The organism is Paenibacillus sp. D2_2 (assembly GCF_031199965.1).
Lineage (GTDB): Bacteria > Bacillota > Bacilli > Paenibacillales > Paenibacillaceae > Fontibacillus.
Genome location: NZ_CP133605.1, coordinates 867,680 through 892,940, shown reverse-complemented (window position 1 = coordinate 892,940; position 25,261 = coordinate 867,680). Strand labels below are relative to the sequence as shown.

General features: G+C 47.4%; 27 protein-coding genes and 3 pseudogenes. 2 read left to right on the top strand and 28 right to left on the bottom strand.

Annotated elements, in window-relative coordinates; translation table 11 throughout:
• Positions 1-30: 30 nt before the first annotated feature.
• Both RE628_RS04300 and RE628_RS04295 read left to right on the top strand, forming a co-directional pair.
• The gene (locus RE628_RS04300; RefSeq protein ID WP_309157571.1) at positions 31-1,128 is read left to right on the top strand and encodes a polysaccharide deacetylase family protein; all 1,098 of its coding nucleotides are present in this window, start codon (positions 31-33) and stop codon (positions 1,126-1,128) included.
• A gap of 17 nt (positions 1,129-1,145) precedes the next feature.
• Positions 1,146-1,337 carry a polysaccharide deacetylase family protein gene (locus tag RE628_RS04295; RefSeq protein WP_309157570.1) on the top strand — a complete coding sequence of 64 codons (192 nt, stop codon included), beginning with the start codon at positions 1,146-1,148 and terminating at the stop codon, positions 1,335-1,337.
• A 48-nt stretch (positions 1,338-1,385) separates the two neighbouring features.
• Here the strand turns inward: RE628_RS04295 and RE628_RS04290 are convergent, their stop codons facing one another.
• From RE628_RS04290 to RE628_RS04155, 28 genes and pseudogenes are all read right to left on the bottom strand, one after another.
• Positions 1,386-2,069, bottom strand: a complete 684-nt coding sequence (locus RE628_RS04290) for an aldo/keto reductase (protein ID WP_309157569.1) — start codon at positions 2,067-2,069, stop codon at positions 1,386-1,388.
• Positions 2,051-2,350: an aldo/keto reductase gene (locus RE628_RS04285; protein ID WP_309157568.1), complete on the bottom strand. Its 300-nt coding sequence runs from the start codon at positions 2,348-2,350 to the stop codon at positions 2,051-2,053. Before RE628_RS04285 ends, RE628_RS04290 begins: the two co-directional genes overlap by 19 nt.
• Positions 2,351-2,376: 26 nt before the next feature.
• Positions 2,377-3,048 carry a ThuA domain-containing protein gene (locus tag RE628_RS04280; RefSeq protein ID WP_309157567.1) on the bottom strand — a complete coding sequence of 224 codons (672 nt, stop codon included), beginning with the start codon at positions 3,046-3,048 and terminating at the stop codon, positions 2,377-2,379.
• Positions 3,049-3,086: 38 nt separating this feature from the next.
• A complete protein-coding gene (locus RE628_RS04275) occupies positions 3,087-3,785 on the bottom strand; it encodes an SDR family oxidoreductase (protein ID WP_309157566.1) in 699 nt (232 codons plus the stop codon).
• Positions 3,786-3,847: 62 nt separating this feature from the next.
• A pseudogene (locus RE628_RS04270) lies at positions 3,848-4,301 on the bottom strand (VOC family protein).
• A 129-nt stretch (positions 4,302-4,430) separates the two neighbouring features.
• Positions 4,431-5,396 (bottom strand): LacI family DNA-binding transcriptional regulator, encoded by a 966-nt coding sequence (locus tag RE628_RS04265; protein WP_309157565.1) that lies wholly within the window; start codon positions 5,394-5,396, stop codon positions 4,431-4,433.
• Between the two features lie 306 nt (positions 5,397-5,702).
• The gene (locus RE628_RS04260; protein ID WP_309157564.1) at positions 5,703-6,011 is read right to left on the bottom strand and encodes a hypothetical protein; all 309 of its coding nucleotides are present in this window, start codon (positions 6,009-6,011) and stop codon (positions 5,703-5,705) included.
• Between the two features lie 53 nt (positions 6,012-6,064).
• Complete coding sequence (locus RE628_RS04255; protein WP_309157563.1) at positions 6,065-6,463, bottom strand: hypothetical protein; 399 nt, start codon at positions 6,461-6,463, stop codon at positions 6,065-6,067.
• Positions 6,460-7,158 (bottom strand): ABC transporter ATP-binding protein, encoded by a 699-nt coding sequence (locus tag RE628_RS04250; RefSeq protein ID WP_309157562.1) that lies wholly within the window; start codon positions 7,156-7,158, stop codon positions 6,460-6,462. Before RE628_RS04250 ends, RE628_RS04255 begins: the two co-directional genes overlap by 4 nt.
• A 16-nt stretch (positions 7,159-7,174) precedes the next feature.
• On the bottom strand, positions 7,175-7,546 hold the full coding sequence (locus tag RE628_RS04245; RefSeq protein ID WP_309157561.1) for a GntR family transcriptional regulator: 372 nt from the start codon (positions 7,544-7,546) through the stop codon (positions 7,175-7,177).
• Between the two features lie 50 nt (positions 7,547-7,596).
• A complete protein-coding gene (locus tag RE628_RS04240) occupies positions 7,597-7,806 on the bottom strand; it encodes a DUF2705 family protein (protein ID WP_309157560.1) in 210 nt (69 codons plus the stop codon).
• 137 nt (positions 7,807-7,943) lie between these two features.
• A complete protein-coding gene (locus RE628_RS04235) occupies positions 7,944-8,138 on the bottom strand; it encodes a DUF2705 family protein (protein WP_309159362.1) in 195 nt (64 codons plus the stop codon).
• A complete protein-coding gene (locus RE628_RS04230; protein ID WP_309157559.1) occupies positions 8,135-8,353 on the bottom strand; it encodes a hypothetical protein in 219 nt (72 codons plus the stop codon). The genes RE628_RS04235 and RE628_RS04230 overlap by 4 nt, the downstream gene beginning before the upstream one ends.
• The gene (locus tag RE628_RS04225; protein WP_309157557.1) at positions 8,346-9,326 is read right to left on the bottom strand and encodes an ABC transporter ATP-binding protein; all 981 of its coding nucleotides are present in this window, start codon (positions 9,324-9,326) and stop codon (positions 8,346-8,348) included. The genes RE628_RS04230 and RE628_RS04225 overlap by 8 nt, the downstream gene beginning before the upstream one ends.
• 197 nt (positions 9,327-9,523) lie before the next feature.
• Positions 9,524-10,786, bottom strand: a complete 1,263-nt coding sequence (gene ilvA / locus RE628_RS04220) for a threonine ammonia-lyase IlvA (RefSeq protein ID WP_309157556.1) — start codon at positions 10,784-10,786, stop codon at positions 9,524-9,526.
• Between the two features lie 67 nt (positions 10,787-10,853).
• On the bottom strand, positions 10,854-11,801 hold the full coding sequence (locus RE628_RS04215) for a VOC family protein (protein WP_309157555.1): 948 nt from the start codon (positions 11,799-11,801) through the stop codon (positions 10,854-10,856).
• 141 nt (positions 11,802-11,942) lie between these two features.
• A complete protein-coding gene (locus RE628_RS04210; RefSeq protein ID WP_309157554.1) occupies positions 11,943-12,176 on the bottom strand; it encodes a hypothetical protein in 234 nt (77 codons plus the stop codon).
• Positions 12,177-12,297: 121 nt separating this feature from the next.
• Positions 12,298-12,906, bottom strand: a complete 609-nt coding sequence (locus RE628_RS04205) for a DJ-1/PfpI family protein (RefSeq protein WP_309157553.1) — start codon at positions 12,904-12,906, stop codon at positions 12,298-12,300.
• A gap of 106 nt (positions 12,907-13,012) precedes the next feature.
• Entirely contained in the window at positions 13,013-13,780 is a 768-nt protein-coding gene (locus tag RE628_RS04200) for a CPBP family intramembrane glutamic endopeptidase (RefSeq protein ID WP_309157552.1), read from the bottom strand.
• A 188-nt stretch (positions 13,781-13,968) separates the two neighbouring features.
• Positions 13,969-15,240 carry a phosphoribosylamine--glycine ligase gene (gene purD / locus RE628_RS04195; protein ID WP_309157551.1) on the bottom strand — a complete coding sequence of 424 codons (1,272 nt, stop codon included), beginning with the start codon at positions 15,238-15,240 and terminating at the stop codon, positions 13,969-13,971.
• Positions 15,241-15,332: 92 nt separating this feature from the next.
• Complete coding sequence (gene purH, locus RE628_RS04190) at positions 15,333-16,880, bottom strand: bifunctional phosphoribosylaminoimidazolecarboxamide formyltransferase/IMP cyclohydrolase (protein ID WP_309157550.1); 1,548 nt, start codon at positions 16,878-16,880, stop codon at positions 15,333-15,335.
• Between the two features lie 127 nt (positions 16,881-17,007).
• Positions 17,008-17,625, bottom strand: a complete 618-nt coding sequence (gene purN, locus RE628_RS04185; protein WP_309157549.1) for a phosphoribosylglycinamide formyltransferase — start codon at positions 17,623-17,625, stop codon at positions 17,008-17,010.
• Positions 17,625-18,667 (bottom strand): annotated as a pseudogene (gene purM / locus RE628_RS04180) (phosphoribosylformylglycinamidine cyclo-ligase). Before purM ends, purN begins: the two are co-directional and overlap by 1 nt.
• Before the next feature lie 542 nt (positions 18,668-19,209).
• Positions 19,210-20,682 (bottom strand): amidophosphoribosyltransferase, encoded by a 1,473-nt coding sequence (purF, locus tag RE628_RS04175; RefSeq protein ID WP_309157548.1) that lies wholly within the window; start codon positions 20,680-20,682, stop codon positions 19,210-19,212.
• Complete coding sequence (gene purL, locus RE628_RS04170; protein WP_309157547.1) at positions 20,667-22,913, bottom strand: phosphoribosylformylglycinamidine synthase subunit PurL; 2,247 nt, start codon at positions 22,911-22,913, stop codon at positions 20,667-20,669. The genes purF and purL overlap by 16 nt, the downstream gene beginning before the upstream one ends.
• On the bottom strand, positions 22,891-23,580 hold the full coding sequence (purQ, locus tag RE628_RS04165; protein ID WP_309157546.1) for a phosphoribosylformylglycinamidine synthase subunit PurQ: 690 nt from the start codon (positions 23,578-23,580) through the stop codon (positions 22,891-22,893). Before purQ ends, purL begins: the two co-directional genes overlap by 23 nt.
• Before the next feature lie 3 nt (positions 23,581-23,583).
• Positions 23,584-23,829 carry a phosphoribosylformylglycinamidine synthase subunit PurS gene (gene purS / locus RE628_RS04160; protein ID WP_309157545.1) on the bottom strand — a complete coding sequence of 82 codons (246 nt, stop codon included), beginning with the start codon at positions 23,827-23,829 and terminating at the stop codon, positions 23,584-23,586.
• Positions 23,830-24,185: 356 nt separating this feature from the next.
• Positions 24,186-25,083, bottom strand: a pseudogene (locus tag RE628_RS04155) (phosphoribosylaminoimidazolesuccinocarboxamide synthase).
• Between the last annotated feature and the right edge of the window lie 178 nt (positions 25,084-25,261).

Here is a 25,261-nt window from a genome sequence, read left to right as displayed (position 1 = left end):
TCACACTAGAGAAAGGAGTTTACTATGCCCGTGTCAGTCTATCTAGGAAAAGTACTTGAATTGCAATCCGTATGCAGCCAAGCGAACCAATCTTATATCACTATCAAAATATCATCTGAACAAGAACAAGGTACCGAGGTCCTCTGGAAGATAGACGACATTACAGCCGATCATTTGAAGGCTATTGTCGAACAAGAACTCGAGCCAGATATCGTTTATAAATATCGCTTGTCCTTTTACAGCGAATGGGATTCTGCAAAAAAGTACTATGTTAGCTATCTTACGAGAACATATTGCGAGCAAAGCGAGCGGGTCTATTTCACCTGTTCCGAGCAATATGTACATGAATTACAAATGATCAGAAATTGTGAATCCTTAGATGAGTTAAAGTTCCTGACTTCCTTGCTCGAAGCGACGGAAAATCCTGATTCTTCCAACGTTGAGAACGCGCGTTCATATCGTCGACTCAACCGTAGACTCATTTGGTCGGCCACTGCCTTGATGAGCATCATCATCTTAATCCTGGTCGGATCAACTGTCCCCGCCTTCTCTTATAAGATGGCTAGCGGCAAGGATGATGGTATTAGTCCGATCGGAAGCATGACCAAGACGGCCGACAGCATTGTGGAATTAGCCTCAAACTCAGAGACTGGAACAATAACCGCCGTGAATCCTCAATTCAAAGCAGTGGCGGAGGAGGAGACAACCAAACCCGTTAGCGTTGCTGCGAAACCTGTCAGCGAGCTACATGTGCAGTCAGTGGAACTGAGCGAGACAGTCAACTTCAACATTCCTAAAGGTACTGTCGCCCTTACCTTTGACGACGGCCCTTCCAAATATACGGAGAAGATTGCCGATGTATTGAAGGAGTATCAAGTCGGAGGAACCTTCTTCTTTATCGGAGAAAATGTTGAGAAGCATCCCAAATCGGTTCAGTATGTGAAGAATCACGGCTACTCCATCGGTAGTCATAGTATGCACCATCTGGAACTGACCAAGCAATCCAAGGCAAAGCAGAAGTATGAAATCACGCATCCTAATGAACTTATTGAAAAATTGACTGGAGAACCTGTCGTTCTCTTCGCCCACCCTATGGAGCCAAGAATAAAGCTATCGTCAATTTCATAAATGATACGAATCAAAAAATGGTGCTATGGGATATCGATACGCTCGATTGGAAGAGCAGAAACGCAGATAAAATCTATCAATCCATACAAAAATCTAAACCAAACGGATCCATCATTCTGATGCATGAAACGAAGGCAACGCTAGATGCCCTGCCTAGAATTATTAAATACTTGCAGGATCAGAAGCTTGAGATAGTGAATCTGCAATAGGGATAAATCGCAGAAGAGCCTGAATCGGCCTCTTCTCATTCTCTGTAACTACCTGCCATCGCGCAAATAACCCACTGTTTGAGCATCAAGCTGAAGATCACCAGCCCTGACACTCTCATCAAGCTGCTGTAGTGTGCGGCAGCCAATGATCGGGAAAGTCGGGAACGACTGAGAAGTCAAATAAGCAAGTGCCACCTCCGTACCAGAACAGCTGAGCTGCTGAGCCAGTTCCTGAACACGACGTAGACGTCCGAAATTGACGTCATTGTAGAACATATCGACGACGCTTGCCTTGGTACGTTCTTCAGGGCGGTATTTCCCGCTAAAAAATCCCTGAGCTTGTGATGTATACGGGATGGCAGTAAGTCCTGTCGATATATGATAATCAAGCATCCTTCCATCCATCTGGACCGTTGTCGGATCGGCAACGCCTTCCGAGTTCACCTCAGCAAGACTCCATTGCATCTGATTCGCGACAAATACAGGCTTACCCGTGGAGACTGCATACTGCCGTGCCGCTTCAATTCGTTCCACCGTCCAGTTCGAACAGGCGAAATAGCGAATACGACCAGCCTGTACATGTTCATCCAGCATATCGATGATCTCTTCCACGGGCCTCGTGATATCATCACGATGGAGCCAATACAGATCAATTACATCCGTCCCCAAATTAAGCAAGCTGTTATCTAGATCAACGGCGATCTCCTCTCGGGTTAATCTACCTTTGGACATGTTATCCCGATGAGGGTGTCCCCTTTAGTCGCCAGTAAGATAGAATCGCGCTTACCTCGGCTCTTCAACCATTTACCAAGCGTCTTTTCAGTGACGCTCTTCACATCGCTCTCCCAATCCGAGTATACACTGGCCGTGTCAATGAAATTTCCGCCCCGCTCGCAATAAGCGTCAAGGAGAGTAAAGGCATCGGCCTCACTCACTGAAGCTCCAACTCCGGCCGTTCCGAAGCAAATCCGCGCCGCCTCAAGTTCTGTACCTGGAATTATCTCGTATCTCATATGTATCCTCCACCGAATTTAGTATTCTACAATATCATATTAGTGCACCAGGCAACCAAACTTCTCATAACCTCAATAAACTGTGGCATCAGCAATCCCTCAGACAGATGGGCTGGCGTCAGACAGCCAACTCGGCCTGAGCCATACATATGGTACCAGCCCGCCGTGCTCTCACCGTCTGTAGAAGACGAGCGCATAAATATAGTCGTATTCGCCTCATCGCAAGCAACGAAGTAATGCTCATCCATGAAAGCGAACGCCCCACCGAGTTCTCCCAGCTCTGTACCCGGTAACGGTGTATAAGTTACTCTGCTATGCTCCGCCGGATGGGATAAGAAGTGACCCCCAAGCATTCTCACATAAGCTCCGTCCTCAGGGTATGAGGCAAGCCCAGAATGCCAGGCCAGCCAAGCTCCGCCTCCAGCTACATAGCTTTCGATGGCCTCCGCTGCCTCTGCGGTCATCCACTGCTTAACCTGCGCAGCCTGCGGATCAATCCGATCCTCGGCGAACAGAACAACCAAATCAGGCAATGAGGCCAATGAATTAACCAGATTCTGCTCAATCTGCTCCACACTCGTATAGACTACCTGCAGCCGACCATCCTTAATGAACGGCTCAACCACCCGGTCGAACGACTCCTTTGCCAGTTCAGCATCATGATAGAAATCTCCGACTATTGCTAGTACATGCTTCATCTCTTACCATCTCCGATCTGCTTCTAGGTCGAGTAACATTAATAAGGCATAGCCTCACCTTTATGATTAATCATCCAGCTCTCCTGCTCTGGCTGTACTTTACGCTCTACAAGGTTCATAAGTCCAACCGCTGTATCCTGCGGATGACCAGGCGCCTGGTCTCCGCCCATCTGCGTCTTGATCCAGCCTGGATGGACACTGTACACGACGAAGCCCTGCGGCACGAGTTCCTTCCGCAGCTGTGCTGTGAAGAAGTTCAATCCACTCTTCGACAACGCATACGGATAATCCGCTCCATACGCCGCTGAGAAGCTGCCCGCCTCGGAACTGATATTTATAATGCACGGCTGACTGCTCTTACGCAAGAGAGGCAGGAAATGCTTAGCCACCTTCATCGGTCCATATAGATTGGTCTGCATCGTTAGCTCTACATCCTCGAAGTTGAGCTGCTCCAGCTTCTGATCACGAGCGATCAGTATTCCCGCATTGTTAATGAGAGCATCGATATGGCCGTGCTTCTGTTCGATCTGAAGCTTTGCTTCACTAATTTCGTGTTCATCATTCACATCGATCTGTACAATATCAAGCTGCTGCGGGTACTTATCACTTAGTTCCTGCACATGTCCGCTGCGCTTCATATCTCGGACGGTCGCAATCACCTGAAGGCCACGCTCAAGCGCTTCGCTGGCCGTTGCCAGCCCTAAGCCTTGGGCTGCACCTGTCAACAATATCTTCATGTTTCTACTCCCTCCTCTTAACAATCAGTCCTGCTTCGGAATTGAAGGAACTTATAATTCATTCAGTTGTCGTTCTCCAGCAATTCAACCAGTACCTTCAGTTCAGCAAAAGAATCCATATATGCATAGCGCCCGCCGGTATATTCACCCTTTTGAATTAGCGGCATCTGATGAGCCTCCATGATGCCGATCTTCTCCTTCATCCCCTTCACGAAGAATGCGATATGATGCACCCCTTCGCCATGCTCATCAAGGAACTCCCGCCAGGTCGAAGGCTGCTGATCAGGTTCAATAAGTTCGATCTGCAGTTGTCCACAATCAATGAACGCCAATTTCGCCGGGCCGGGAGGAATCCCCTTTATACTCCGTCTGCGCTACATCAACGGTATCTGTCCAGGACCATTTCGGCGGCTCAATTCCGAAGAAAGCCGCATAGCTCTGGGCTACCTTCTCAATATCACGAACGATAATGCCAATCTGAGTAACAAGCGTTGTTCCGAGTAAACTTTTTTCCATAATCATTGTCTCCTTTTATTAAATGATCTGTATGATTTATCACCGGGTCAGGGTCAGATGGCTCGACAGGAATCCCTGATTACCAGTTCGGTAGTGCCGACATATTTCTTGAAACCTTTGGGTTCTCGCTCAATCGCTTCGATAATGTTGCTGATCAATGTATGTACCATTTCCGTAAAATCTACATGGATGGACGTTAATGCCTGGCTGAATCCGGGAGCTAAGCGCATGATCATCGAACCCGATCAAAGAAATCTGATCCGGTACGATCAGATCCGCTTCCTTCAAAGCAGCCAGTGCACCGAAGGCGACGCTGTCATTGCAAGCGAATATCGCCGTCGGTAGCTCATAGACAGTTTTGAGCCATTGTCTAACCGAGCTGTAGCCGCCCTTCTCAGTGAAGTCAGACGGGATAATCCAGCGTGAATCCACTTCGAGTCCATGCGAAACCATCGCATTCTTGAAGCCTTCAAGCTTCTCCGGACCGGAGCAGCGCAGAGGATCGCCTGTAATAAAGGCTATTTTACGATGGTTCAATCCAGCCAGATAATCGACTCCCTGCTTCATTCCTTGTACATTGCCAAAATTGCAGACTACCCTGTTCGATTCATAACGGCCTTCTATATTCTGATCAATAATACCAACAAAATAACCTTCAGCAATCAGCTCTTCAATCAGTGTCTCATGATTGGCCGCACCGATGAATATTCCACCGTCAATCCGCTGCTGGTAGAACGTCTCCTTTACTTTGCGAACAATGTCCTGGTCCTTGGTATTTCTGATGATATGCGTTAACACGTAATACCCCTGATTGGATGCGCTTTCAATTAGTCCGGTAATTAACGAGGTCGTTAACGAATCATGGAACACCTCTTCAGGCGAAATCATGAACAGGCCGATAGTTTGGGTCTTCATGCCAGACATGATCCGAGCCGAAAAGTTTGGTGAGTACTTATACTGCTCGATAACTTGCATCACTTTATCACGCGTCGCCTTCGGTACATTCGGGTAATTGTTGATCACTCGGCTGACCGTACTTCGTGATACGCCGGCAATTTTAGCAATTTCAATGCTATTGATATCCGACTTTTTCAAATAAAGCCCTCCTACTTAACACGTGTTCATACATTTCAATAATTGATTCAAGGAATTGGCTTATAAGACCCGAGAATTGAAGCTCGAAGAATTCTACCAGTTTGCAGTTCCCCACCAAATTAGTGAACGCGTGTTTATGGTTACAATTTACATCAGTAGCATTTTGTTGTCAATCCGTAACTTATGAGTTCCAACCTATAATAAAAAAAACCTCTCACGGAGTCTCTATATTGGCCAGCAGGCACATTTGAGACCCTATGAGAGGGGACATTATTTCTTTTAATAATAGGTCCTTATGAATTGTTGTTAAGCCTCTACCCTACGGTTCAACAGCAGAACTGTTGCATACAGCATCAGAACTACAAAGACTGCTTCAAGTAAGGTTTCTCCCCATCTAATAAGCATAATGTCATCTGGAAAGACCACCTCTCCGCCCATCATCATATTAGATTGAAGTTTGACGTTGAGGAATGGAATACCTCCGAAGTTCGCTTTGAAAAGACTAGAAATAATCCAGCTGATTACATTCTGTATAATGATGAAGCTCAGAATCCCGATCCATACTCTTCCTCGTTGGAACATTAGTGCGATCGCTATGGATAGAGCTATAGCCATATAGGAGAAAAGATAGGCCCAGAAAATCTGGAATATAAATATGGCTGTTACCTTCAGGAGTTGGGGATTGCTTCCGTAGAAATCCCCTTAAAATCAGGAACCCCAAAGATCAGACTGAAGACTCCAAGATGGATACAAATGAGAATCCCAATACCGATCAGTACTAACAATCCCAGAACCATTGGGGAAAGAACACTCCATACCGTACGAACAGGAAGTAGTCTTCGGCTATAAGACTTGGCATTGCTAAAGAAGGTTCTATAAGTCATGATGACTGCCATCATACAAGCGAAGACATACAGCATAATCGTAAGTCCAAAGGTGATTCCCTCATTCCATCCTCGGGTATAGCCAGCCAGCGTTAATCCCGCTTCAGCTAGAATCAGTATTACTGCTGTACTAAGAAGCATCGTCGAATTCTTTTTCCAATCGTACTTAAGCAACCTCATCATTCGGCGAACACCTCCTTGAACATATCATCCACACTTTTGCCATACTTGAGTCGCAGCTCTTCGACTTCCTCTTGCAACACTAGTTCCCCGTTCTTGATAAAGATTACTTCATCAAAAATCCGTTCAATATCCTTCACAAGATGCGTCGATATAATCAAGCTGCTATCTTCGCTATAGAACTCGACAATGGCATCAAGAATCTTCGTTCTAGCTACCGGATCCACTCCACCAATCGGCTCATCGAGCAAATAGATCTTGGCATTTCTGGACAGAGCAAGAGTTAATTGCAACCGTTCATTCATCCCTTTAGATAGAGAACTGATCCGGTCCTGTGGATTTAAATTCATGAAATCTAGCATTTGCAACGCTTTTGCCATATCGAAGTCTGGATAGAAATCGCTATAGAATGATATAGCATCCCTAACCCTCATCCATGATTCCGTCAAAGGGCGATCCGGCATGAATGAGACGATCGACTTCGTATTCAGATCAAGCGGCTGGCCAGCCACTGTTACGCTTCCGGAGTACACTGGCAGTAGGCCAGCAGTTATCTTCATCAATGTGCTCTTACCACTTCCGTTCGTACCGAGCAGGCCAATGATTTTACCAGGACCAATGCGGAAGGATACATCATGCAGAGCTTTTCTCGAACCATATGATTTAGTTACATTCTGGAACTGAAGCAGATTATCCATGTCCTCTCTCCTTTCACTATTCATTCTTTATCTCTACTGCTTCCGCAACAATACTTGCAATATCCTTATTGGTGAAACCTAGCTCCTGCATTCCGCTAATGAAATGATCCAGCAGGTCCCCTGCCATTTCTTTTTTAATGGTCATGATTTTCGCTTCCTCACTTGTCACATATCTTCCCAGCCCGCGTCTTGTCTCCACGACTTCCTCACGCTCCAGTTCCTGAAATGTTCGTTGTACCGTATTCGGATTGATTTGCAGCTCGGCCGCAAGCTCACGAACCGAAGGAATTTTATCCCCGGCATTCAACTTCCCAGTTACGATCTCTTTCTTGATATAATTCATGATCTGCAGATAGATCGGTAGATTGTTATCAAATTCAATGGTCACGATTCCGTCAGCTCCTTTCTACCACTATGTCCATAAGGCCACGATAATGCTTATGCGACATCCCGTTTTTTAAACGTAACAAAGCTTGCAATAAGAAACAATGCAATATATACCGCTATAACAATTAGAGAGAAGGTCATCGTCATTCCTGGCAGTGGTGAGCCACCTTCTGCATACTGCGATAAATCGACATTGGCAAAAATCAGATACTTAGTGAAAGAATATTTAGCCAGTACGAATACAATCAGGCTTTCCAGCATGATCATAGACATTGTTGCCCGACCGTAATTCCTGTAGAACGGGTGAGTACACCGATCATGAACGTAATTGTCGCATAAATCCAAGCAAAAGCAAGAGTATAAAGAAACGACTGTATGACTTCGTTCCAGCCAGTACCCTAAGCACCGGCTTCAAATGCAATACTTCCTGTCACCAGTGATACAAGAAATGTAAAGACCATGATGGATACAGCATATAAAAGAACGGTGATATATTTGGACAATAGAATCTTGCTACGGCTTTGTGCACGAATCAGTAACAGCTTGATCGTTCCTAGACTATATTCCTTAGATACAACTCCCGCCGTTCCTATAATAATAAGAAAAGCAATGAGCTGCCCAGTCCGTTTTTGGCCATCATCATCTTGATGAAAGTCTGATTTGTTACATCCCCGCCTGATCCCGTCTTGGCAATAAAATAAGCTATACCAATGATAAATGCCGCAATGACCAAATAAGGAATAAAGAAGCTGCGTCTTTTAGATAACTTCAACCATTCATTAGTAACTAATTTGCCAAAACTAAGCACTTAAATCTCCTCCTGTCCATTTCAAGAACTCATCTTCCAGCGACTCTTTGATTTCCTCGATCCGATAAAGCGCGATTCCTTCGTTGCGTAGAGCATCTATTACCCTTGGGATATAACTGTCACGGACCGTAACTGTAACCTGACTCCGTTCGGTATCGATACCAACAATACGTATTTCTTCCATGCGTACAAGTCTTAGCTTTGCCTGCTCTACGTCATTTACACGAAGGATAACTTGAACCTGTCCCTCTTCCTCCGTAGCAGATGAACCACCTAATGATCTAACGGTAACAAGCTTGCCTTCCTGAATGACGACCACCCGGCTACACATGAGTTCCATTTCCGATAACAGATGGCTAGAGACCAGAATCGCAATTCCTTCCTCTCGGGCAATCGTCTTGAGATAATCACGCATCTCCCGAATCCCGGCAGGGTCAAGCCCGTTTGTCGGCTCATCCAGAATCAGAATCGATGGGTTATGCAGAAGGGCCTGGGCAATGCCGAGGCGTTGACGCATCCCGAGCGAGTAAGCCTTCACCCTCTTCTTCATGGCATCCTGAAGTCCAACCAATTTCACAACCTCAGCGATTCTCTCCTCCGTTATTCCCTTGGCCATACGCTGATACTGCTTCAAATTATCGTAACCTGTCATATAAGGATAAAACTCCGGATTTTCGATGATACCACCGACTTCAGAAATCGCTCTGGCAAAATGATGCTTGATGCTCTCGCCCTTAATCAGCACATCCCCTTCAGTCATTCCGATTAATCCGACGATCATGCGGATCGTTGTCGTCTTCCCTGCTCCGTTAGGTCCGAGCAACCCAACAATTTCACCTTGATGTATGTCAAAAGATAGCTTATCAACAATTCTCTTGCGTCCAATTTGCTTCGTCACTCCATTAACCTGGAGTACAACCTGACCTGATCCTTTATCAGAACTGGTTACAACGTGTTTTTCAGCCTTGTTCATCACGGCCACTCCTTAATCGTATTAGTGTTATAGTTGAATAGTACACTAGTAATGAGATATTGTAAAGCCTATTCTTGAAATTCACTAAAAAAAAGAGCAGTCCATAGCATGGGATGCTATGGACTGCTTAAATTTAAATCACGATTATACATGTTATTTATGTTCATGATAGGACAGTAGAAATTACGTCGACCTACTCAGATCAATAAGTTAAACAAATTCAAATCACGATTCAGCTCAGTATAGGCGATATTCTTCGACTTCATCCGATCGATCAACGCTCCATAATCCGCCTGGTCGCTTAGCTCAATTCCAACCAATGCCGGGCCGTTCTCCTTGTTATGCTTCTTCGTATATTCGAACCGGGCGATATCGTCATTTGGTCCAAGCACATCCTCTAGGAACTCACGCAGCGCTCCGGCGCGCTGTGGGAAATTGATCAGGAAGTAATGCTTCAAGCCTTCATAAATGAGCGAACGTTCCTTCATCTCTTGCATCCTGTCGATGTCATTGTTGCCGCCGCTAATGATGCAGACAACCGTCTTCCCGTGGATCTGGTCACGGTACATATCCAGTGCCGACACTGGCAAAGCCCCAGCCGGTTCCACCACGATTGCACTGTCATTGTATAGCTCAAGAATCGTTGAACAAGACTTTCCTTCGTGAACCTTAACAATATCATCAAGAAGCTCCGCGCAAATCGCGTAGTTCAGCTCCCCGACTCGCTTCACGGCGGCGCCGTCGACGAACTTATCAATCGCCTCCAGAGTTACAACCTGATGCTGCCTCAACGCTTCTGTCATCGATGCGGCCCCGGCAGGTTCCACACCGATCACCTTCGTCTCCGGACTGACGGTCTTGATATACGTGCTCACTCCAGAGATCAAGCCTCCGCCACCGATTGTGGCAAAGATATAATCCGCTGGTGCATCAAGACTCTCCATGATTTCCATTCCAATGGTTCCGTTGCCTGCCACGATTTTCGGGTCATCAAAAGGATGAATAAACGTCATTCCGCCTTCCTTACATGCCTTCATCGCTTCATCAAACGCATCATCAAAAGTATCTCCGGTTAGTATAATCTCTACCGCAGAACCACCAAAGCGCTTTACTTGTTTAACTTTCTGATTCGGCGTAGTGCTCGGCATATATATTTTGCCCTGGATTCCCAGCGCATTACATGAGAAAGCAACCCCCTGCGCATGATTGCCTGCACTGGCACATACGATCCCTCTGTCCAGCTCTTCCTGGCTCAGACTACGGATCATATTGTAGGCACCGCGAATTTTAAAGGAGCGAACAATCTGCAAGTCCTCACGTTTCAAGTAGACATTACACTCATATTTGGCAGACAGCGCCGCATCCAATTGCAGCGGTGTACGTTTTACAACTTCTTTCAGAACATGGTTAGCGCGTACGATATCCTCCATCCCAACTGCTTGCCGTTCCGTATGGCTCATCCTCTTCTCCTCACTTTACTACGATCGTTTTTATAAAGTTACACCCGAACGGCTTATCGAGCAAGCACTATTTCCCCGCTGGTTTTACAGTTCTGACCTGGAACGGCTTGAGGCGCTTCTCAATCCTCTCTCGCTCATCCTCATACATATCCGGCAGCATAAGTTCTTTGCCTAGAGACTCAGGGGCCTCGTCATAATCAAATCCCGGCCCGTCCGTGGCTACCTGGAACAGTATTCCTCCTGGCTCACGAAAATATAGGAATTTATAATATTGGCGGTCGATGACCGGCGTTGGTTCCATACCGCTCACTTCGAGCAGCTCATGGTACTTCATCTGCTCCTCTTTATCTTTCGTCCTCCAAGCCATATGGTGAACGGTCCCAGCACCGCTGCAGCCCCTTTGTAAGTTCTCTGCATTCAAATCGATAATATTGCCGAGGCTGTCGTCCGCCTTGAAACGCAGCAGTCCTTCTTCCTCGCCGATGTAATCCAAGCCCAGAATCTCCTGAAGTACCTCAGCTGTCTTCGCGCTATTGCAGCTGAACAATAACGCACCTGCTAGTCCCTTAATCGCGTATCCTTCGGGGATACCGCCATATTGCCAGAGACTGAACGGCCCTTCACTACGCTCAACCAGATCGATCAACAGGCCGGACGGATCGGCGAACCGGACATATTCCTCATCAAAACGAAACAGATCCATATATGTAATTCCGAAGTCCTTCAACCTCTGCCGCCAAAAGAACATACTTCCTGGCGGAACCGCGAGCACGATGACCCCAACCTGACCACCGCCAAGAATTCCCTGATGACCACTCCCCAACGGGTAGAAAGCCATAATCGTTCCCGGGTCTCCATTCTCATTGCCGAAATATAGATGATATAGATCCGGTGCTTCATAATGAACCGTTCTTTTCACGAGTCTTAGACCAAGAACACCGGCATAAAAATCTACGCTCTCCTGAACATCCCCCACAATAGCTGTAATATGATGAATTCCTGTCGTAACGCTCATCGCTTGTCCTCCCGATAAATACCTCTCCTCAATTATCCATTATACGGAACATCCGCGCTGAATTCACCATCCTTGGTAAAAACAAATCGAACGCCCTTCCGAGAAATTCCCCCGGGACGTTCGATACATTTACCCTTTGAACTAATCTTGCTCTGTACCTTGCTCTGTATCTTTGTCCGGATCTGTCCGCCCTTCAGCATGCTTGATCTGGGCCAGTTCAGTTAGCTTCCATTCCATCGTTCCATGTACCAGATCAGCGGGGAATTCCTCCCCTTTGTGCAGATACTCCGCGCGGCCAAGTTCATCTGTATAGACACCCTCAACTTCCACCTGCTCACGCGATACCGGAAGCATGTCCTTCCTCTCTTTACTCATCCGTTAGGTCGCCTCCCGACAATGTTGGAATAATGTAGAACTTTCTGCTTTAACATTTGTCAAAGACTCAAGAATTATCCCTACCAGAAGCGAAATCCGTTTCTGAGAATATATCACGGCATTACTGGGGATCCAGATCAATATCGTACTCCATTCTCCGCGCCGTTTCTTTTGCTACCTCTTTACCGAGCAGACGATTTACCATATGAAATGCCATATTAATCCCAGCCGATATTCCTGCCGAGGTTACAATCCGGTCTTCGTCGACAAATTTGACGTCTTTCTCTACTAAAACCGTAGGGTAAGTATCGCGCATTCTTTCAATGCTTGCCCAGTGCGTCGTAGCACGTTTGCCCTTAAGTAAGCCTGCTTCCGCTAGTAAGAAGGCGCCGGTGCAAACCGAGGTCATCCACTGAACTTCCCCAGAACATGTGGCGATCCAATCAATAACCACTCTATTGTTCACCAGTTCTCTCGTACCCATGCCCCCTGGAATGACCAACAAATCATAGGCAGGCGCTGATTCAAAACTGTAATCTGGCTGTACCTTCAACCCGTTACGGGCCGTAATCATCTGACCATCCTCTGTAATCGTCGTTACTTCAAAAGGACTGTATAACTCTCCATCAGCCTTCTTTGCCGTCGTCACTGCAAACACCTCAAACGGCCCGGCAAAATCAAGCACCTCTACATCGTCAAACAGCAGAATGCCCACTTTCAATCTCTTCATGTACACTCCTCCTATTTTCATTACCGTATTCCAATAAAATTAAAAGCCAGGCTCCAATCGAGGAATGGAAACCAGTCAGCAGATGTATTATATATCAGATCTGTAATTATGCCCCCATAGCTAGAAACATGATAGGAATCATACTGAACGCTATATTAACTATGAAATGACATACAATCAGAGGAAATAATCTTTTTTGTCTATAGAAGATGATCCCGCCGCCAATTCCCCATACAAAGAAAGCGACAGCATATACAATAGCTCCTTGAAAACTGCCTGCCAGCATAATGTGCTGTAAGGCAAAACCGATGGATGGAATCGTTATTCCAAGCCAAACCTTTTTATATGTTTGAATAAAGGATGGTTGTGCATATCCCCTGTACATTAGTTCTTCAATCGGCGCATTTAAAAAGGGGAAAGCTAAAGAAATACTCGCTGTTAACCATATTAACCACCCAGGTCTTGCAAAGGCAAAGTTATTCTCATCCCCAACAAACACGGTTTGAAAATGATTGAATAAACCTGTTCCATACATGACAAACATAGTCCCCATAATAACAATGATGAACGGAATATATAGAACTAATAGCCACAAGAAACCGAACACGATATCCTTACCTATACGGTCTGAACGAAAATCGATTAATTCTTTAATGGAACGTCCTTCTTTTTTTAAAATACGGTTGAGCAGATAAAAGCAGATCACATTGACTACAGTAAAGTAGAGAGTTGATAACTCAAGCAGGAAAGGAAAGTGAAACTTCAATCCGCATAATTGAAACAATACAAAGAAAATCAACAAAATGATGATTAGCAGAGGAAAACGGATAAATGATATAAGCCAAGCATTTTTCAATACATCACCAACTCCCATGTATTTTGCAAATTAGTTATGCATGCTAAGATAGGACTAGCACCCAAAAAATACCAACTCATTTGTAAATGATTGTAGCACGGGGTTAGGGATAATGTATAAATGTTATTAAAATTTTAAATACAAAAAAGCCCGAAAGAGGACACTGTTAATTAAGTGTTTGTCTTTCGGGCTATAGTTCAATTCTATTATCGTAATGCCTTCATAGCAATATCACTACGATTCTGCTTACCTTCAAATGTAATCTGGTTGGCTGCGTCATAAGCCTTATCACGGGCTTCGGCAATATCCTTGCCTAATCCGACAACTCCAAGCACGCGGCCACCATTCGTGACCCATTCCCCTTCGGTGTTCTTTGCCGTTCCGGCATGGAAGACTAGGGATTGCACCTGCTCAGCTTCCTGCAGACCATGGATCGGCAGACCCTTCGGATAGGAAGCAGGATAGCCGCCGGAAGCCAGCACGACACAGACTGCGGCCGCATCGCTCCATTCAATTTCCACTTGATCCAAAGTACCATTCACCGCAGCTAGGAAAATTTCCAGCAAATCGCTCTTCAAGCGAGGCAGAACGACCTGAGTCTCGGGATCGCCGAACCGCGCGTTGAATTCAATCGTCTTCGGCTTGCCATCCGGTGTGATCATTAGGCCTGCGAACAATACACCGCGGAACGGACGTCCTTCCGCTACCATCGCCTTGGCAGTAGGCTTAATGATCGTCTCAACCGCTTCCTCAATGATACGATCCGCGATATGCGGCAATGGAGAATACGTGCCCATCCCGCCGGTATTCGGCCCTTTATCATTGTCATAGACCTGTTTATGATCCTGCGCAGCCGCCATAGGGCGCACAACTTCACCGTCGACAAAAGCGAGAATCGACATTTCCTGGCCGGCCAGGAATTCTTCAATGACGACTTGGCTGCCTGATTCGCCGAACACCCTGTCGACCATAATACTCTGCAAGGCATCCTCCGCTTCCTCGCGTGTAAAAGCTACGGTTACCCCTTTACCTGCCGCCAAACCGTCCGCCTTGATGACGATCGGCACAGGCTGACTGTGCAAATAACTCAAGGCCGCTTCATAGTTGTCGAATTTCTCGTAGGCTGCGGTAGGGATGTTGTATTTATGGAGCAAATCCTTCATGAAGGTCTTGCTGCCTTCGATATGGGCCGCATTCTTGCGCGGGCCAAATACAGGAATTTGCTTCGCTTCGAAAGCATCCACAATTCCGTCGGCCAACGGGTCATCCGGCCCTACTACAACAAGACCGACCTTCTTCTCTTCAGCAAAAGAAACCAGGCGTTCAAACTCTCCTACCTGAATCGGCACAAGCTCAGCAATTTGTCCGATCCCTGCGTTCCCTGGAGCACAGTAGATCTTGTCCGCCTTCGGACTCTTGGCCAGCGCCCAGCAAATCGCATGCTCACGACCGCCTGCTCCGATCACTAGAATATCCATTCAGATTCCTCCTCTTATTTAAACGTATAATAAAAACCTCAACAGTGAAAAAAACGACAGGCCGCCGCAGCGGTCTGCCGTCTTCAGGCCTCTTAGTGTTTAAAATGTCTCACTCCGGTAAATACCATTGCGATTCCGTACTCATTGGCCACCTTAATCGACTCCTCATCGCGAATCGAGCCACCAGGTTGAATAACCGCCGTAATTCCGGCTTTGGCTGCTTCCTCCAGCGTGTCTCCCATTGGGAAGAATGCATCGGAAGCAAGTGCGCTGCCCTTCGCCTTCTCACCAGCTTGCTCGATAGCAATTCTAGCCGAGCCTACGCGGTTCATCTGTCCAGCACCAACGCCAACCGTCATGTCATCCTTTGCTAGAACAATCGCATTGGATTTAACATGCTTAACAACCTTCCAGCCAAACAGTAGTTGCTTCAGTTCTTCTTCAGTCGGTTTACGATCCGTAACAACCTGCAAGTCAGCCTCAGTCAAGGAGTGAATATCGCTCTCTTGCACGATCATACCGCCGTCGATGGAAGTAACCACATATTGGCTCTTCCGATCCGCTGCCAGTTCCAGACCACTGATCTTCAAAAGGCGAATATTCTTCTTCTGTGTCAGCAATGCCAGCGCCTCATCTGTGAACCCTGGTGCAAGTACGATCTCCAGGAAAATATCCTTGAGCAAATTAGCTGTATCTTCATCGATAATGCGATTTGCGGCCACAATACCGCCAAAGATGGAAACCGGGTCGGCATCATAAGCCTTGCGATAAGCTTCATAGATGCTCTCGCCGATCCCTACGCCGCAAGGATTCATATGCTTCACCGCTACGACAGCCGGTTCCGTAAATTCTTTCACGATTTGCAGCGCCGCATTGGCGTCATTGATATTGTTATAGGACAATTCCTTACCATGCAGTTGTTCCGCATTCGTTAAAGAATCGACAGCAGCCAGTGGCTTGCTGTAGAAAGCGGCTTTTTGATGTGGATTTTCGCCATAACGAAGGTCCTGAATCTTCTCATAGGTAACGGTAAGACGTTCCGGAAGCGGATCTCCCAGCTTGTTGGACAAATAGTCGGAAATAAGAGCATCATAGGCTGCGGTATGACGGAACACTTTTGCCGCGAGCTGTTTACGGGTTTCAAGCGTTGTGTCTCCACCATCACGAATCTCATCCAGCACTTGGCTATAATCGTTCGCATCAACAACAACGCTGACGAAGGCATGGTTCTTGGCCGCCGAGCGAAGCATCGTTGGACCACCGATATCGATATTCTCGATCGCTTCCTCATAAGCGACATCCGGCTTAGCTATTGTCTCTTGGAACGGATACAGATTGACAACGACCAGGTCGATATAATCAAGACCAAGCTCTTTCATTTGCGCCTGATGCTCAGCACTGTCACGAATAGCCAGTAGACCGCTATGAACGGTCGGATGCAGCGTCTTCACGCGGCCGTCCAGGATTTCTGGGAACCCCGTTACATCGGAAATGCCGATGACCGGAACCCCTTCCTTCGACAACAGGCTCTTCGTTCCTCCTGTCGAAATAATCTCTACGCCGAGCTGAGACAGCTCCCGGCAAAAATCTACGATACCTGTCTTATCCGACACACTTACCAACGCTCTTTTGATACCCACGAATTGCTTCCTCCTCTTAAATGACGAATATGAACACGATATTTCTCGGGAAATATCGAAATTGCATTAGAAAGAACATCTTGTCCTGTCACCTATAAAAATTAAACTCCTGAATGTATGACAATAACTAGTTCTGTAAAACCGAAACTTTACGACCTTCGACATGAACCAGCCCTTTGGCGAACCATGAGACGACCACCGGATACAGTTCTTTTTCAGCCGCATGAATCTTCTCTTCTAGAGATTCCAGATTGTCACCATCCCTGATCTCAACCGCTTTCTGAGCGATGACAGCACCCGTATCCATGCCTCCATCTACAAGATGGACGGTAATGCCAGTTATTTTGACTCCATAATTCCAAGCCTGTCCGATTGCATCCTTACCTGGAAAAGACGGCAACAGCGATGGATGAATATTAATCATTCTCCCTGCATACCGATCGACCAGTACTGGCGTCAGTAGACGCATATATCCAGCAAGAACCACCAAATCGATCTGTCTCCGCTCCAATTCAGCGGCAATTTCCAGCTCATATTCTTCGCGCTTCGCATAAGCTTTTGGATCAAACACATAGCTGTCTACACCAGCCTTATGGGCTCGTTCGACGACCGGTGCCTTCGCCTTATCGCTGACTAGCAGCACGATCTCAGCGTCAACACTCCCGTTCTGTATCGCCTCTACCAGCGTCTGGAAGTTGCTGCCTTGACCTGAAGCAAATACGGCAATCCGGAAAGGTGAACTCATCAGACTTGGGCTCCTTTAAATGTCACTTCCCGATTTCCTTCGGTAACTCGTCCGATTGTATAAGGATTCTCTCCTGCATTGCGCAATGCATCAAGGGCAGCCTCTGCTTGATCTTCGGCAACAACAATCACTAGGCCGATCCCCATATTAAAGGTTGTGAACATATCGCGGTTGCTGACATTTCCTTGCTTCTGAAGCAAGGAGAAGATCGGTAGAATCGGCCAGGAGCCGTAATCCACTTCTACATTAACCCCTTCCGGTAATACGCGCGGAATATTTTCGATAAAGCCGCCGCCGGTAATATGAGCCATGCCCTTCACCTGAACCAGCTCCAGCAAACGGAGCACGGGCTTCACATATAGCTTCGTTGGCGTCAGCAGCACATCGCCCAGCTTCGCACCGCCCAGCTCTGCTACTTCATCCTGCAGGCCGTAACCGCCATCTTCCAACAGCAGCTTGCGCACTAGCGAGAAGCCATTACTATGAACGCCGCTAGAAGCAAGGCCGATCACAACATCACCAGAGGTAATTGTGCTCCCGTTGACAATCTTGCTCTTATCCACGACACCTACCGTAAAACCAGCAATATCATATTCACCTTCTGCGTACATCCCCGGCATCTCGGCAGTTTCTCCGCCAATCAGCGCACAGCCGGATTCGTGACATCCCTCGGCAATTCCGGCAACGATCGCTTCGATCTTGCCCGGAATCACTTTATCGCAAGCCAGATAATCGAGAAAGAACAACGGCTCAGCGCCTTGAACAACGATGTCGTTCACACACATCGCCACTGCATCGATACCAATCGTGTCATGCTTGTCCATCGCAAAGGCAATCTTCAGCTTCGTTCCCACGCCATCTGTTCCCGATACAAGCACTGGCTCCTCATATTTATCCTTGTTCAAACCGAATAAAGCGCCGAACCCGCCAAGGTCGGTCATAACTTCCGGACGAAACGTCCGTTTAACGTGCTTCTTCATCCGCTCTACCGCTTCATTACCAGCCGCGATGTCCACCCGGCTTTTTTATATGCTTCTGACACGAAAGGACACTCTCCTTAACGTAAATTATAGGTAGTTCAAAAAGTCCGCTTTTGATAAGAAAACCTCTAACGAGGCCATTCATGGATGAGCGACCGCGACTCAAAGGTTGGTTTTCTTGCGATCTTATTCGACATCGAGTCTTGAATTCAGCCGGGCCTAAGCTGATGCTTACGAAGTCATGTTTCCTACGGAAACATCTTAGGTGCTCACGTACCAACTACGTACGCTCCGCTCCTCATGCCCTAGCTTCATCCAACCTTCTCGGTGCTGAAAACCGTACTTTTTGAACTCGAACTTATGGTATTTCACATCATTAATCACATTGATCATCACATATGAACTCGATTTCTAACGAAACGTGGTATCGCTATTTACGTGAAAAAGGGCATTTGAGAATTTTAACGAAACTGGGGATCGTTATTTAGCCAAAATAGTTACTTTTAGCCTCGATTTGGCCCAAATAGCGATATGGTGTTTCGTTAGACTTAAATTACTGCCATATTAGCTCAAATAGCGATAAGGTGTTTCGTAAGAGCAGTTATTAACTCGTACAGCCGTACTTCTCTTCACCGTTAAAGTCGGTGCGCGTTGGGTAATCGTTGTCGAAGCAAGCCATACACATGCCACCCTTGTAGTCTTCCTTATTGTCACCGCCAACCGCTTGAATCAAGCCTTCCGCGCTTAGGAATTCTAACGAATCGGCATTGATCTCCCGGCAAATCTCTTCAATGGAGCGTGAAGAAGCAATTAGCTCGCCACGATCCGGAGTATCTATCCCATAGAAGCAAGGATTCTTAAATGGTGGTGAAGTAATGCGGACATGTACCTCGGTAGCTCCTGCTTGACGTAGCAAATTAACGATGCGGCGAGAAGTAGTTCCGCGCACGATGGAGTCATCGATCATGACCACGCGCTTACCTTCTACGACGCGGCGAACGGCGCTAAGCTTCATCTTTACGCCGAGCTCACGCAGCTCCTGACTAGGCTGAATAAAGGTCCGCCCCGTATATTTATTCTTGATCAGTCCGAGCTCATATGGAATCCCGGTCTGCTCCGCGTAACCAATCGCCGCAGAAATACTGGAATCCGGCACACCTGTAACGACATCCGCATCGACAAAAGACTCTTGAGCCATCACCTGGCCCATCCGCTTCCGGGCTGCATGCAGATTCGAGCCATTCAGATCGCTGTCCGGACGAGCGAAGTAGATGTACTCCATCGCACATAACGCTTTGCGCTGTGGTTCGGCATAGCGGTCTTCACGCAAACCATTCGCATCAAGCACCAGCATTTCGCCGGGACGGATGTCGCGGATGATCTCTGCCCCGACGACCTCAAAGGCACAGGTCTCGGACGAGAACAGATAAGCATCGCCAAGGCGAGCCATCGATATAGGCCGCAAACCATTCGGATCACTAGCTACAAGCAACTTGTCATTCGTCATCAACAGAAAGGCGAACCCGCCGACCAACTGACTAAGCGCATCCTTCGCCGCCTCCACGAAGTCCTTGGAGGAACGGGCGATTAGATGAGCGATCACTTCCGTATCGCTTGTCGTCTGAAAGATCGAGCCAGACTGCTCCAACTCGCGGCGGATCTTCGGAGCATTGACGATATTACCATTCGTTGCAACCGCAAGATCGCCATCACGATACTTGAATATGAGCGGCTGGGCATTCGTCAGACGGCTATCCCCGCTTGTCGAATAGCGGACATGGCCGATCGAGCGATCCCCTTGTAGTGAGGACAGCTTGTCACGATCAAAGACTTCCTTAACTAGCCCCATTCCGCGGTGATAATTAAACTCCGCTCCACTTGCAACGCAGAGTCCAGCGCTCTCCTCACCGCGATGCTGCAGTGCATGCAGACCGTAATAGGATATAGAAGCGGCCTCGGGATGACCAAACACCCCGAACACGCCGCATTCTTCTTTTAATTTGTCGAATATGCCGTCACGCCCGCTGCCCTCGTTATAATAATCACCTGTCCAGAGAGGTACTATTTCATCAGACATGGAATGACATCCTCCCAGACCTGCTTCAGCTCCTGTACCGGTCTATTCACAACAGCAGCGCCACTTGCATGGACGACAAGATCCTTGCCCTCCACGTTTCCGATTACCCGAACTGGCACGCCGTACTTCCCGATCAACTGTACAAGCTCATCCACATGATTTGACGAAGACGAGAGCATGATGCGCGATTGAGATTCACTGAACAGGGCGATGTCCGCACGCAAGTCCGATGCAGGAAGCTCAACCTGAGCTCCCAAGCCACCGCTGATGCAGGATTCTGCCAGAGCGACAGCAAGACCGCCTTCAGAGAGATCATGTGCCGATTGAACGAATCCACTCTGAATTGCCTTAAGAACCGCGTTAAGCAGTGATTTTTCCTTATTCAAATCAAGCTGTGGTGGACGCCCTTCAGTAGTGCCATGAACAACAGCCTGGAATTCACTGCCGCCCAGTTCTCCAAAAGTGTCACCAAGCAAGAGAATGGCATCTCCCTCATTTTTGAAGCCTTGCGTCGTAATATGATCCGTATCATGTACCAGACCGACCATTCCGACGACAGGTGTCGGATAGATCGCACCCTTGGTATTTTCGTTATAGAGACTGACATTACCTCCGATAACTGGAGTATCAAGGACACGGCAGGCTTCCGCCATCCCGTCAACTGATTTCTCCATCTGCCAGAAAATATCCGGCTTCTCCGGGCTACCGAAGTTCAAGTTATCCGTAATCGCCAGCGGCTCTGCACCGGAGCAAACGATGTTGCGCGCTGCTTCGCTTACGGCGATTTTGCCGCCAACCTCAGGATCGAGATACACGAACCGTCCGTTACAGTCCGTCGTCATGGCCAGCGCCTTACGAGTTCCATGAACCGTTACGACAGCAGCGTCTGAACCCGGACGCACTGCTGTGCTCGTACGCACCATGTAATCGTATTGGTTATAGACCCATGCCTTGCTAGCTACAGAAGGCGAAGATAACACTTTATCCAATGCACCGTTCAAATCACGAACTTCTTCATATCTTAAAGTATCTATATTTGCATTCTCTTCATAATAAGTAGGTACGCTAGACGGTTTATTATAGATAGGACATTCATCAACAAGCGCTGTCACCGGCATATCGCCGACAACCTCACCATGATGAATCAACTTCAGACGACCGTCATCGGTTACCTTACCGACCTTGGCGCAAATTACGCCCCAACGTTCAAAGATTTCACATGCCTGAGCTTCATCCTTAGGTTCTACAACGAACAGCATCCGTTCCTGTGACTCCGACAGCATCATTTCGTAAGCCGTCATGCCTTCCTCGCGTTGTGGTACTTCGTCCAGATAAAGTTCCAGACCATTGCCGGCTTTACTAGCCATCTCTGCACTAGAACAAGTTAGACCCGCTGCACCCATATCCTGAATACCGAGTACGATACCTGTATCGATCAGTTCCAGACAAGCCTCCATCACGAGCTTCTCCATGAACGGATCGCCAACCTGTACAGCTGTACGCTTCGCTTCCGATTCCTCAGTCAATTCCTCAGATGCGAAGGTCGCGCCATGAATCCCGTCACGGCCTGTTGGAGGACCCACATAGAACACCGGGTTGCCTACGCCCTTGGCGACACCGCGTTGGATTTTATCGTGATCGATCAAGCCGACACACATCGCATTAACGAGCGGATTACCGTCATAGGATTCGTCGAAGACAACCTCGCCACCAACTGTCGGAATACCGATACAGTTACCGTATCCGGCAATACCAGCTACAACATGCTCGAACAAGTATTTAACCCTGTCACTCTCTAGCTTGCCAAAACGCAAAGAGTTAAGAGAAGCAATCGGTCTAGCACCCATGGAGAAAATATCGCGAATAATGCCGCCCACCCCAGTAGCCGCGCCCTGATAAGGCTCTACCGCCGAAGGGTGGTTATGACTTTCAATCTTGAACACAACCGCTTGATTATCGCCAATATCGACGATACCCGCACCTTCACCAGGACCCATCAATACGCGCGGGCCGCTAGTTGGAAATCTTCTCAGCAGTGGTTTGGAGTTCTTGTATGCGCAGTGCTCAGACCACATTACACTGAATACGCCAATCTCTGTATAGTTCGGCTTACGACCGAGAAATCCGCAGATCAGCTCATACTCGCTATCCGAAACGCCCATTTGTTTATAAATTTGCTGCTCTGCAATTTGTTCTGCATTCGGTTCTTTAGCGGACACTTGCTGACTCATGCTGATCCCTCCAAGTCTTCAAAATCGATGTGAACATTTTCTTACCATCCTCTGATCCAAGCAAACTGCTAACCGCGCGCTCCGGATGCGGCATCATGCCGACTACATTACCCCGTTCATTGGAAATACCAGCGATATCGTCAAGAGAGCCATTTGGATTATTAACATAACGGAAAATAATTTGCCCGTTCGCCTGCAGCCCAGCGAGAGTCGCTTCATCGCAATAATAGTTGCCTTCGCCATGAGCGATCGGAATAATAATCTCTTCGCCAAGTGCATACTCGCTTGTGAACGGATTGTTGTTGTTCTCAACCCGTAGCAGTGTGTCATGACAGCGGAACTTGAGCGACATATTACGACGAAGTGTTCCTGGCAGCAAGCCTGCCTCCGTCAAAATCTGGAATCCGTTGCAGATGCCAAGTACAAACTTACCAGCTTCTGCTGCTTTGGCTACTTCAGCCATTACAGGAGCGAAGCGGGAAATCGCGCCGCAGCGAAGATAATCACCATATGAGAAACCGCCTGGAACTAGAATGCAATCATAGGCGGATAAATCCGTAGCGGTATGCCATACATAATCGACATGTTCGCCCAATGCATCCTCAACTGCTTTATAGCAGTCGATGTCACAGTTGGAACCGGGAAATACGAGTACTGCGAATTTCATCAATTAGCCCTCCAATTCGAAGCGGTAGTCTTCTACGACTGTATTCGCCAGAAGCTTTTCGCACATTGCCTTTACGCGAGCTTCGGCTTCAAAGCGATCATCGGTCTCGAGCTGTAGCTCCATATACTTACCGATACGAACGCTTCCCACTTCGTGGAACCCCATAGAATGCAGTGCACCTTGTACGGCAACTCCCTGCGGATCAAGTACGCTTTGCTTAATGGTGACATAGACCTTCGCTTTCAACATATCTCTCATGTTCCTCCTAAAGTTTGTATTGCGGCGCTGCCGCGGTATAAGTCTACTAGAGTTAATTCAAAAAAAACCGAAGCTTTTTGAATACGCACTGTTTTGCACTTCATGGACTACTCTATGAATACAAAAACTTGAAACACAGGATGATAGAAAAATAGTTGCTATATATATTGAACTAATGGTAGTACGGATGAAGGCAGCCGGGTGAAATGTTCTTCCGATCGCTGTTGTTCACAGATTTCTTTGATTTAATAGTATCCAAAAAGGTAGAAATCCGTTCACAAAGGCGAACGCTACGCTTCTCCAGAATCATTTCTCCCTCTTGCCTGTTCCTTTCCAGAGCTCAACATCTATAGCTGCTGCCCGGAAATACGAGAGTAAATATCCCGATAGCGACGCGAAGTCTCCTCGACGACCGACGCCTGGTAGCGGATCAGGCTGACTGTTCTTATCCCAATCGGAATGTGCCAGATAATTGCGTACCGGCTCTTTATCCATACTGTCGATATCGACATCCAGCACGTAATTCTCTTTGGCCCAAAAGCGAGATGCATCTGGTGTGAAAATCTCGTCGATCAGAATCAGCCTACCGTCAATCAGGCCAAATTCCAGCTTGCAATCGGCAAGAATGATACCGCGCTTCTCGCAGAAATCACGAGCGAAGGCATACAGCTCAAGACTGCGGTTGCGTAGTTGCTCAGCCAGCTCAGCTCCAACCTGTTCCGCCATCACCTCGTACGAGATATCCTCATCATGACCGACATTGTTCTTAGCTGCAGGAGTAAAGATCGGCTCTGGCAATTGATCATTCATCCGCAAGCCTGCTGCAAGTGAAATTCCATTAATCTCACCGTTCTTCTGATACTGCCGCCAGCCCCCGCCGGTTACATAACCACGTACCACACATTCGATGTCGATACGCTGTGCTTTGCGAGTAACCATCACTCTTTTACGCAAAATATCCTTATTCTCTTCGCTAATCATATTACCTAGCAATTCGACATCGGTATGCACAACATGGTTCTCCATCAATTCCGCAGTCTGTTCAAACCAGAAATTGCTTAGCCGGTTAAGAACGTTGCCTTTATCAGGCACGGCCGGTTCAAGCACAAAGTCAAAAGCGGAAATCCGGTCGGTTACGACGATCAAGTAATGCTCGCCTAGATCATACAATTCGCGGACCTTACCCTTGTACAGCAATGGGGCTTTCACAAGACCCTCTGCCGTTGATATAGCTCTTGCTGACATAATAACTGTCCTCCTTAGTGGCGCGCGCCGCTTGCCTTCCATGTTAGTTGAACTAATAATTGCGCGGATGAAGGCAGGCGGGTGAAATGTTCTTTCGGTCGCTAGTCCCTGCCCTGTCCTGAATTCAACATCTATATTCAAGCGGCGCTGCCGGTTAAGCCTCTATTAGAGGCGATGA

What these genes read in the sequence shown, in the direction of transcription:
- RE628_RS04295 (WP_309157570.1), top strand. Translation starts at nt 1,146, where the DNA reads ATGGTGCTATGGGATATCGATACGCTCGATTGGAAGAGCAGAAACGCA.
- RE628_RS04290 (WP_309157569.1), bottom strand. Translation starts at nt 2,069, where the DNA reads ATGTCCAAAGGTAGATTAACCCGAGAGGAGATCGCCGTTGATCTAGAT.
- RE628_RS04285 (WP_309157568.1), bottom strand. Translation starts at nt 2,350, where the DNA reads ATGAGATACGAGATAATTCCAGGTACAGAACTTGAGGCGGCGCGGATT.
- RE628_RS04280 (WP_309157567.1), bottom strand. Translation starts at nt 3,048, where the DNA reads ATGAAGCATGTACTAGCAATAGTCGGAGATTTCTATCATGATGCTGAA.
- RE628_RS04275 (WP_309157566.1), bottom strand. Translation starts at nt 3,785, where the DNA reads ATGAAGATATTGTTGACAGGTGCAGCCCAAGGCTTAGGGCTGGCAACG.
- RE628_RS04260 (WP_309157564.1), bottom strand. Translation starts at nt 6,011, where the DNA reads ATGGCTATAGCTCTATCCATAGCGATCGCACTAATGTTCCAACGAGGA.
- RE628_RS04255 (WP_309157563.1), bottom strand. Translation starts at nt 6,463, where the DNA reads ATGATGAGGTTGCTTAAGTACGATTGGAAAAAGAATTCGACGATGCTT.
- RE628_RS04250 (WP_309157562.1), bottom strand. Translation starts at nt 7,158, where the DNA reads ATGGATAATCTGCTTCAGTTCCAGAATGTAACTAAATCATATGGTTCG.
- RE628_RS04240 (WP_309157560.1), bottom strand. Translation starts at nt 7,806, where the DNA reads ATGCTGGAAAGCCTGATTGTATTCGTACTGGCTAAATATTCTTTCACT.
- RE628_RS04225 (WP_309157557.1), bottom strand. Translation starts at nt 9,326, where the DNA reads ATGAACAAGGCTGAAAAACACGTTGTAACCAGTTCTGATAAAGGATCA.
- ilvA (WP_309157556.1), bottom strand. Translation starts at nt 10,786, where the DNA reads ATGAGCCATACGGAACGGCAAGCAGTTGGGATGGAGGATATCGTACGC.
- RE628_RS04215 (WP_309157555.1), bottom strand. Translation starts at nt 11,801, where the DNA reads ATGAGCGTTACGACAGGAATTCATCATATTACAGCTATTGTGGGGGAT.
- RE628_RS04210 (WP_309157554.1), bottom strand. Translation starts at nt 12,176, where the DNA reads ATGAGTAAAGAGAGGAAGGACATGCTTCCGGTATCGCGTGAGCAGGTG.
- RE628_RS04205 (WP_309157553.1), bottom strand. Translation starts at nt 12,906, where the DNA reads ATGAAGAGATTGAAAGTGGGCATTCTGCTGTTTGACGATGTAGAGGTG.
- RE628_RS04200 (WP_309157552.1), bottom strand. Translation starts at nt 13,780, where the DNA reads ATGGGAGTTGGTGATGTATTGAAAAATGCTTGGCTTATATCATTTATC.
- purD (WP_309157551.1), bottom strand. Translation starts at nt 15,240, where the DNA reads ATGGATATTCTAGTGATCGGAGCAGGCGGTCGTGAGCATGCGATTTGC.
- purN (WP_309157549.1), bottom strand. Translation starts at nt 17,625, where the DNA reads ATGAGTTCACCTTTCCGGATTGCCGTATTTGCTTCAGGTCAAGGCAGC.
- purF (WP_309157548.1), bottom strand. Translation starts at nt 20,682, where the DNA reads ATGTCTGATGAAATAGTACCTCTCTGGACAGGTGATTATTATAACGAG.
- purL (WP_309157547.1), bottom strand. Translation starts at nt 22,913, where the DNA reads ATGAGTCAGCAAGTGTCCGCTAAAGAACCGAATGCAGAACAAATTGCA.
- purQ (WP_309157546.1), bottom strand. Translation starts at nt 23,580, where the DNA reads ATGAAATTCGCAGTACTCGTATTTCCCGGTTCCAACTGTGACATCGAC.
- purS (WP_309157545.1), bottom strand. Translation starts at nt 23,829, where the DNA reads ATGTTGAAAGCGAAGGTCTATGTCACCATTAAGCAAAGCGTACTTGAT.